The organism is Mycobacterium sp. TH-M11 (assembly GCF_057473725.1).
In genome coordinates this window covers 1-7,874 of record NZ_JBYCLD010000146.1, presented here as the reverse complement: position 1 = coordinate 7,874, position 7,874 = coordinate 1, and the positions used below count along the sequence as shown (strand labels likewise).

The 7,874-nt window shown below is 66.8% G+C and carries 9 protein-coding genes; 8 read left to right on the top strand and 1 reads right to left on the bottom strand.

The window, feature by feature from the left end:
• The 4 genes from AC2VOG_RS06295 to AC2VOG_RS06280 all read left to right on the top strand — a co-directional run.
• A partial coding sequence (locus AC2VOG_RS06295; RefSeq protein ID WP_486939055.1) for a hypothetical protein occupies positions 1-346 on the top strand: 346 nt, incomplete at its 5' end.
• Between the two features lie 2 nt (positions 347-348).
• Positions 349-1,536, top strand: a complete 1,188-nt coding sequence (locus AC2VOG_RS06290) for a PPE domain-containing protein (protein ID WP_486939054.1) — start codon at positions 349-351, stop codon at positions 1,534-1,536.
• Positions 1,537-2,028: 492 nt separating this feature from the next.
• Positions 2,029-2,340: a WXG100 family type VII secretion target gene (locus AC2VOG_RS06285; RefSeq protein WP_486939053.1), complete on the top strand. Its 312-nt coding sequence runs from the start codon at positions 2,029-2,031 to the stop codon at positions 2,338-2,340.
• A gap of 48 nt (positions 2,341-2,388) precedes the next feature.
• Positions 2,389-2,673, top strand: coding sequence for a WXG100 family type VII secretion target (locus AC2VOG_RS06280; RefSeq protein WP_486939052.1), 285 nt, complete (start codon positions 2,389-2,391; stop codon positions 2,671-2,673).
• Here AC2VOG_RS06280 and AC2VOG_RS06275 read toward each other — a convergent pair.
• Positions 2,613-2,741 carry a hypothetical protein gene (locus AC2VOG_RS06275; protein WP_486939056.1) on the bottom strand — a complete coding sequence of 43 codons (129 nt, stop codon included), beginning with the start codon at positions 2,739-2,741 and terminating at the stop codon, positions 2,613-2,615. The two genes, AC2VOG_RS06280 and AC2VOG_RS06275, sit on opposite strands and share 61 nt — an antisense overlap.
• Between AC2VOG_RS06275 and AC2VOG_RS06270 the strand changes: the two genes are divergently transcribed.
• From AC2VOG_RS06270 to mycP, 4 genes are read left to right on the top strand one after another with little or no spacing between them, the layout of a single operon-like run.
• Positions 2,740-3,576 carry an ESX secretion-associated protein EspG gene (locus tag AC2VOG_RS06270; protein WP_486939051.1) on the top strand — a complete coding sequence of 279 codons (837 nt, stop codon included), beginning with the start codon at positions 2,740-2,742 and terminating at the stop codon, positions 3,574-3,576. The two genes, AC2VOG_RS06275 and AC2VOG_RS06270, sit on opposite strands and share 2 nt — an antisense overlap.
• A 35-nt stretch (positions 3,577-3,611) precedes the next feature.
• Positions 3,612-4,640, top strand: a complete 1,029-nt coding sequence (locus AC2VOG_RS06265) for a MinD/ParA family ATP-binding protein (RefSeq protein WP_486939050.1) — start codon at positions 3,612-3,614, stop codon at positions 4,638-4,640.
• Entirely contained in the window at positions 4,640-6,121 is a 1,482-nt protein-coding gene (gene eccD, locus AC2VOG_RS06260; protein ID WP_486939049.1) for a type VII secretion integral membrane protein EccD, read from the top strand. The genes AC2VOG_RS06265 and eccD overlap by 1 nt, the downstream gene beginning before the upstream one ends.
• Positions 6,118-7,758: a type VII secretion-associated serine protease mycosin gene (mycP, locus tag AC2VOG_RS06255; protein WP_486939048.1), complete on the top strand. Its 1,641-nt coding sequence runs from the start codon at positions 6,118-6,120 to the stop codon at positions 7,756-7,758. Before eccD ends, mycP begins: the two co-directional genes overlap by 4 nt.
• The last annotated feature ends 116 nt before the right edge of the window (positions 7,759-7,874 follow it).

Genomic DNA, 7,874 nt, shown 5'->3' with positions numbered 1-7,874 from the left:
TTCGGTTACGATCGCTTCGGTCGTGCGAGTGACGCTGAGGAGGCTGGCCGTGACGTTCGCGATGGTGCCTGAGGCGGTGGGGGCCTCGTCGGCCTTGGAGGCTGGGCTGGCGGCGGAATCGGCGGGTGCGGCGTCGGGAACGGTCGGCGCGTTGGCACCGCCGCCGATGGCGTTGGACGCCGATTCGGCGAAGTTCTCCGCGTTGGTGGCGGCAGCGGGCGCTGAGCACGCAGCGATGGGTGTGCAGCACGCCACGCAGCGTGAATTGTATTCGGCGGCACAGTCTTCGGCGATGCTGGATGCGGTGGCGACTGAGGCGATGCGCGCGGCCGCAACCGGCATCTAGGCATGGGCGTTGAGCCGTGGCCGCTGACTGACCCGGCGACCGCATATCTGCAGATGACCAGCGGTGCGGGGGCTGCGCCGATGCATGCCGCGAGTGCGGCTTTGCACGCGCTGGGTGGATCTGTAGCGGGCGTGGCCGCGAGTTCGACCGCCAATGCGGCGGGATTGTCGGCGTCGTGGTCCGGGCAGGGGTCGAGCGCGTCGGCCTTGTCGGCGATGGCGATGGCTGGCGCGGATTCGCAGTATTCGGTGCTGTCGATGTTGAAGGGGCAGTTGTTGAATGCGGCCGGGGAGCTGCATACGACGACGGTGCCCACGATGGTGACCCACATTCAGGCCAACGCCAATCGCGGTGAGTGGGCGTTCGACAACGGGATCAACCCGTTGGTGTGGGGGGCGTTGACGCCGCGGCTGATCGACTTGGACACCGAGTATTTCGGGTTCATGTGGCCCAACAACGCCTCGGCTGGGCTGCGGTACGGGGCCGGGTTGGACGCGCTGGCAGCGGCGTTGTCGGCGCTGTCGGCCCTGCCGTCGTTGGCGGGCGGGTCGGTGTCGGCTCCGGCGCTGGCGGCCGCCGATATGGGTGCCAACGCCGGGATGTCGATGATGTCGGCGGTGATGATTGCGACCGAGCAGGCCGCGACGGCGGCGAATTCGCCGGCCACTTCGAGTGCGCCGCAGGCGGATTCACACGTGCGTCAGGCACCGTTGTCGGCGCCGAACACGAGTGCCGGCATGTCGGGGATTTCGCCGTCGGCCGCAGTGCGGTCGCAGGCGCCGGTATCGCCGTCGCACGCTCCGTTGCCGGCGATGGGTATGTTCGCTGCGCCGGCGACGGCTGCGCTGACCCCGGCGACGTCGAGCCCGACCATGCCGGCCAGCCCGCCGATACAGACCGTGTCTCCGGCTGCCGCGCCCGGGCTGACCAGCTTCGCCAAGCCCGCAGAACCGTTTAACCCGCCACCACCTTCGGGCGGTAAAGCGGTCGGCCTCAAGCCGGGAATGCTCAACGCCGCCGCACTGCGCGGACCCGTCGGCACCGCACCACCGACGATCAAACCCCTGACCACGACCTCCAGCCCGGCCGACGAGCCACCCGAGGTCCCTCGAGCCCTCCCGCCGATACCGTCCCAATCGCGACCCCGGCAGGCGCCGTTGCAACGCGCTGCCCAACAACCGGAAACGTAGCCCTCACAGCGGCAGAGGTCGCCGCCGCAGCGACTTCACGCGGTGTTGTCGGCTGGCCACCCGGCTGCCCTTCCTGGCGTTCGAGTGTGCACTGAGGGCTTCGAGTGTGCACTGAGGGCTTCGAGTGTGGACAGTGGGCGGGATTTTCGCCATCTTCCCGCCCACGCTGCACGGTCGAAGCCCAGGATGCACACTCGATTCGCCGGACGCATACGTGACCCGAAAACCCCCGCAGCAGGGGCAGATTCCCGGCTTCTGGCCAACCTCCCCTGACTGGGTCGTGCCCGGCGATGGATCGAGGGGGCGTTTTTCTGACCGATCTGATGACGCCGGCGACGCTTCCGGCCGTGGTAGAAGCCGATACCAATGTCACCAAAACTGAAGGGGGCGTGCCATCTGACCGAAGTTCAAAAAAGGTGAGGTGCCGCACCTGCCGAGCGTGCTTACACTTGCGGCACGTCCCGCCCAGGGGCACTAGCTAAGGGAGAGGTAATGGCACTACTTCAGGTAACGCCCGAGATGATGCGCTCGACGCAGCAGGCTATCGACACGGCCTTGGAGCATGCGACGGTCATTGCAAACCAGTACCTGGCCAACCACGAGGCGATGGGCGCTGCATGGCAGGGCGACGGCTACCTGTCGTCAACCAACACCGCGACGAAAGTGCAACACGACTTGGCGCAAGCGGTGACATGGGGAAAGAAATTGTCCGAAGGACTCGGCAAGGTCGCGGTCATGATGGAGCAGCACGAAACGGACGCGGCACACAATTTCGCGAGCTTTGCCGGCGGCGCCACCACGTAAGCCTCATTCGACCAAGCCCTTCGATTCGCCCCAGTTAGGAATTAACAAATGACCATTCAATACGACCACGGTGCCGTCAACGACCTGGCTTCTGGCGTTGGCCAGCAAGCCGCGATCCTCATGGAACACCACGACGACATCAAGCATCGAACCGATCAGATCGGCGGCTTCTTTCAGGGTCAGGCGCACCAGGCTTTCTACGAGGCGCAGATACAAATGCTCAAGGGATTCGAGGGCCTCATCGAAACCGTCATGCAACACGGCCAGACGATTCACGCCGTGAACGCTTCGGCCCACGCCACCGACGCAAGTTCGACGAACTTCTTCGTCTGACCCGAGTCGAACGACTTCAGTTGGGGCGCACCGGGGATGTGCGCCCCAGCAGCTTGGATAACCGGCATGCTGACCACCACGATCGACGGGCTGTGGGTACTGCAGATACTCGCCGGCATCGAGGTGCTTGCCCCTGAACTAGGGCTGCGCCCGATACTGCCGAGTTTCGAGACACCACATAAGGCGTTGACGCACCCCATCGCCGCGGAATTGCGGGCCGCCGGTGTCATCGATGAAACGGGGACCGTCGATCCGGTTGTCGTCGAATGGCTGACGGTGCTTTCGCGTCGGGATGTCGCGCTCCTCGTCCACATGCGCGGTCCCGAAACCGGAGACCAACCGGCGAGGGCGGTCCTGGCGCGCTTCGCTCAATGGTGGGTGGTGATGGAGCGCTCGCACGATCTGGTCCGGATCGGCGGTGCCGGGACGGCAACCGCCGAAGGCGCTGCCACCTCGGTTGTGGTCGCTCAGATCGACCGACTGTGCGGAACAAACACCGCGGCCGCTTTGCGGCCCGTCACAATCGACGCCGGCGCACTGGTTGCGGGCGTGACGAGCCGGGATTCGTTGACGAACTTTCTGACAACCCAGCAGCTGGACGCCGATCAACAGCGCATCTTGTTGTTGGCAGCCGATCCCACCCGATCGACTCAGGCTTCGATCGTCGCGCTGCAATCCGGGGTTGACACCGGCCAAGCCACGAGAACTCTCGTCGAGCAGAGTGCGGTGACGATCATCGACTCACCGGAGGGCAGGTTGATCGCCGAGCACGTTCCGTCCGGGGGAAAGAATTGGATGATCCTGGCACCGGGTTCGGCCGCCAACATCGCCAACGCGATCAACAACATGGTGCGGCGGTTGCCGGCCAATGAGAAATGGTTTTCCTACCGAAAGGTTGTGTAACTAGTGGCTGTGGCGCGCATGTTAGCATCGGAATCGTGACAAATCCGTGGAACACGCCGGCGAATTCGACGGAGCAAGCTATGGCAGCGTCGGGACAAAGTGCTGGCCCGCGTCCACGACACCCCGACTCGGTCTCGGGAACATTGCGCATCTCCGATATGGTCACCCCCCGGAAAATTCCACCGGGTTCGGGCTGGCGAAAATTCATCTACAGCGCATCTTTTCAGAGTATTAATCTCGGCGAGTCCCCGGCCGAGCGGCATTATCGCGAATTGCAGGGCCGGATCCGCCGCCACATCCGCAAGCAGTACGTCATCGGCGTGGTGTCGGGTAAAGGCGGCGTCGGTAAGACCACGATGACCGCCTGCATCGGCGCGGTGTTCAGGGAGTGCCGACCGGAGAACGTCGTCGCCATCGATGCCGCCCCGGGTTTCGGCACCTTGGCCGGCCGTATCGACGAGTCGCCGCCCGGGGACTACGCCGCGGTCTTGAACGATACCGATGTGCAGGGCTACGCTGACATCCGGGAACACCTGGGACAGAACAGCTTAGGGCTCGACGTGCTGGCGGGAAACCGCGCATCGGATCAGCCGCGGCCGCTGGTCCCGGCGATGTTCGCCGGCGTCTTGTCGCGGCTTCGCCGCACCCACAATGTGATCGTGGTCGACACCTCGGACGACCTCGAGCACCCGGTGATGAAGGCGGTGTTCGACGCCTGCGACACGTTGGTTTTCGTCTCGGGTCTGACCGCCGACACGTCGTTGCCCGTCACCCGGTCGATCGACTTGCTGAGGTCGATGGGCTACCACGAATTGGTCTCGCGCAGCATGGTCATTCTCAACAACAGCCGGAACAAATACGACTCCGACGCGCGCGCCTATCTCGCCGAGCGTTTCGGGCAATCGGGTGCGACTGTTGAATTCATGCCTTTCGATCCGCATTTGGCCAAAGGCGGGATTATCGATACGCAGCATGAGTTACAAAAGAAAACCCGACTCCGGTTGTTCGAGATCACCGCGGCGTTAGCGGACAAATACGTTCCGGACGCTGACAGGCCTCGGTAATGCCCAAAGTCGCATTTCCGGCGCGCTGCGCGGTTGCGGTCGTATGCGGCGAACACCTGGTCTCGCAGGTTTATCCGGCAGCGGTGCCGGTCGAGGTGTTTGTCGACAACATCGTCGAACTGCTCAACGGCGAGCTGAAGCGTCGCGGCCTGGCGGGTCTTGAACCCGGTGTCGGCTACGAGCTGCACAAGGCCAACGGGGTGCGGCTGGACGTGACGAAGACCCTCGACGAGCTCGGTGTCGAAGACGGCGCAACGCTGGTGCTGGCCCCGGTTGTGGAGGGTGATTCCTTTGAGCCGCAGTATGAGTCGTTGTCCACCGGCTTGGCGCGGGTCGGAGAGAAGTTGTTCGAACCGGTCACTGCTGTCACTGCGGCGCACACGTCGCTGGCGATCCTGGCGATGCTCTCCGCCGCCCTACTCGGGTTGGCGCTACGCACCCGCGGAGCGGGCGACTCGGTGGCGCCGAGTGTCGTGACGGGCGCCGCGGGTCTGCTGGCCGCCGGTGGGGCGGCTGCGATCGCTCGCTGGTATCCGCATCGCGGTGACCTGCTCGACGGGTTCGGCTGGCTGGCGATACCGCTGCTGGCGGTGGGCCTGGGCGCCGCCGCGCCCGGTGATCTCGGTGCGGCCCATGTGTTCATCGCCGCTTTGGCGACGGGCGTGCTGACTACGGGCATCGCGGTTCTGACGCGGCGTCACATCACCGCCGCCGCAACGGTTGTCGCGCTGTGCGCGATCGGGGGACTGGTCGCCGCGGCTCGCATGTGGCGGCCGGTGCCGGCGCAGTGGATGGGGATGCTCACGCTGGTGGGCCTGCTGTTCCTGCTGACGTTGGCTCCGACCATTGCGTTGTGGGCGGCGCGGATCCGACCACCGTACTTCGGGTCCGTCACCGGACGCGACCTCTTCCAGCGCAGCGCCGGTCTGCCGGTGGATGCCGTCGCACCCGTCGATGAGGCCGCCGATGAAGAGGTCAGCCCGGACACCACACCCCGCGGTGCGCTTATCGCCGAGGGCGCCGTGACGGCCAACAGCGTGCTGACCGGGATCTGCGTCGCGGCAGGAGCGACCCTGCCCGCCGCGGTGTGGGCCACCCTGATGCCGGGGCGCGACCACAGCGCCGCCGCGGTGGTGCTGGCCGGGCTGTTCGTGTTGATCTTCATCAGCCGCGGCCGAGCCTTCGCCGACAAGCGGCAGGCGATCGCGTTGGTCTGTGCGGCGGTGTTGGCGGTCTGCGTCGGCGTCGTCAAATACGTGGTGCACGCGCCGGCCACCGAGGGAGGTCCGCTGCTGTGGGGCGCGTTGGTATTCGGACTGTTCGGTGCCGCGGGTCTGGTTGCGGCGCTGCTGGTTCCGATCACGAGGTTCACCCCGCTGGTGCGCATGACCGCCGAGTGGCTGGAGATCGCGGCGATCATTGCCGCGCTCCCGCTGGCGGCCTGGATCGGCGGGCTCTTCACCTGGGTGCGCATGCGATGAGGTTCGGGTTTGCGACGCGGCGGATGACCGCGCTCAGCCTGGTCGGTGTGCTCGTCGGCTTGCCGACGAGCCTTCCTCTCGCGCAAGCGATCCCGCCGCCACGCGTCGACCCCGCCCGTGTTCCGCCGGACGGCAAGCCGGCCCCCGATCAGCCGATGCGGCAGAGCAACATCTGCGCACGCACCATCACCGTCGCCGAGCCCAATGTCACCGGCCCGGCGCCTGGCTACGTGATGCTCAACGTCGCCAAGGCCTGGCAGTACTCGACCGGCAACGGGGTGCCCGTCGCCGTCATCGACACCGGTGTCAACCCCAGCCACCGGCTACCGGTGGTGCCCGGCGGGGACTACATCATGGGCGGCGACGGGCTGACCGACTGTGACGCGCACGGCACCATCGTGGCTTCGGTGATCGGCGCTGCCCCACAGGGTGCTGCGATGCCATCGCCCCTACCGGCGCGCCCGGCTTTCCCGCCGCCAGCGGGCCCACCCGCTGCTGACGCCGGACCGCCGCCGCCCGGCGGACCGCCGCCGCCAGTCGCTCCGCCGCCGCCGCCGTCGCCGGTGACGATCACCGAGACCAAGCCGGCACCACCGCCGCCACCGCCGGGGGACGAGCCCTCGAACGGGCCGGGCGACCCGGTCCCCGGTGCGCCGGACGACCCGGACGTCTCGCCGCCGCCCCCGGGCGCGCCGGACGGTGTCGCAGGGGTTGCCCCACACGCGCGGATCATCTCGATCCGCCAGTCGTCACGGGCGTTCGAACCGGAGCGGCCCGGCGGCGACACCGAAGCGCGCAAGAAGGCCGGCACCATCGCCTCGCTGGCCAGCGCGATCGTTCACGCCGCGAACATGGGCGCCAAGGTAATCAATGTCAGCGTTACGGCATGCGTATCGGCCGCAGACCCATTGGACCAGAGCGCGATTGGTGCTGCCGTGTGGTACGCCGCGACCGTGAAGGATGCGGTTGTGGTGGCCGCCGCCGGCAACGAGGGCGAAGACGAATGCGCCCAGAACCCCGCCTTCGACCCGTTGGACGCCGCCGATCCACGGGATTGGCATCAGGTGAAGACGGTGTCGTCGCCGTCGTGGTTCTCCGACTACGTGTTGTCGGTGGGCGCGGTCGACAACACCGGCGCTCCGGTCAAGAAGAGCCTGGCCGGGCCGTGGGTCGCGGCCGCCGCTCCCGGCGTCGGGATCATGGGGCTCTCCCCGCAAACCGGCGGGCCGGTGAACGCCTATCCGCCGTTGCATCCGGGGGAGAAGAACATCCCGTTCTGGGGAACGAGCTTTTCGGCGGCCTACGTCAGCGGCGTCGCCGCCCTGGTGCGGGCGAAGTACCCGGCATTGACGGCTCACCAGATCATCAACCGGATCCTACAGACATCCCACAATCCACCGCGTGGTGTGGACAACCAGGTGGGCTACGGTGTGGTTGATCCGGTGGCGGCGTTGACATTTGACGTGCCGCCGGGTGACCGGCTGGCACCCGGTGCCTACCGCCGACTGATCATTCCGGCGCCGCCACCGCCACCGCCGGATCACCGTGCCCGCACGGTGGCACTGGGCTTCGCCGGCCTGGTGGCGGTGGCGGTGACGCTGGCGTCGCTGATCGCCCGTGCTCGGCGTGAGCGATGACGGCGACGACGAGACTCTGCGTTATCGTCGGCGTCCTGACGGCCGGCCTGATCGGCTGGGCAACCGGCGGATTGCCCGGCGCTGCAACGGGTTTGGTCCTGGGCATCCTCGTCGGC

What these genes read in the sequence shown, in the direction of transcription:
- AC2VOG_RS06290 (WP_486939054.1), top strand. Translation starts at nt 349, where the DNA reads ATGGGCGTTGAGCCGTGGCCGCTGACTGACCCGGCGACCGCATATCTG.
- AC2VOG_RS06285 (WP_486939053.1), top strand. Translation starts at nt 2,029, where the DNA reads ATGGCACTACTTCAGGTAACGCCCGAGATGATGCGCTCGACGCAGCAG.
- AC2VOG_RS06280 (WP_486939052.1), top strand. Translation starts at nt 2,389, where the DNA reads ATGACCATTCAATACGACCACGGTGCCGTCAACGACCTGGCTTCTGGC.
- AC2VOG_RS06270 (WP_486939051.1), top strand. Translation starts at nt 2,740, where the DNA reads ATGCTGACCACCACGATCGACGGGCTGTGGGTACTGCAGATACTCGCC.
- AC2VOG_RS06275 (WP_486939056.1), bottom strand. Translation starts at nt 2,741, where the DNA reads ATGCCGGTTATCCAAGCTGCTGGGGCGCACATCCCCGGTGCGCCCCAA.
- eccD (WP_486939049.1), top strand. Translation starts at nt 4,640, where the DNA reads ATGCCCAAAGTCGCATTTCCGGCGCGCTGCGCGGTTGCGGTCGTATGC.
- mycP (WP_486939048.1), top strand. Translation starts at nt 6,118, where the DNA reads ATGAGGTTCGGGTTTGCGACGCGGCGGATGACCGCGCTCAGCCTGGTC.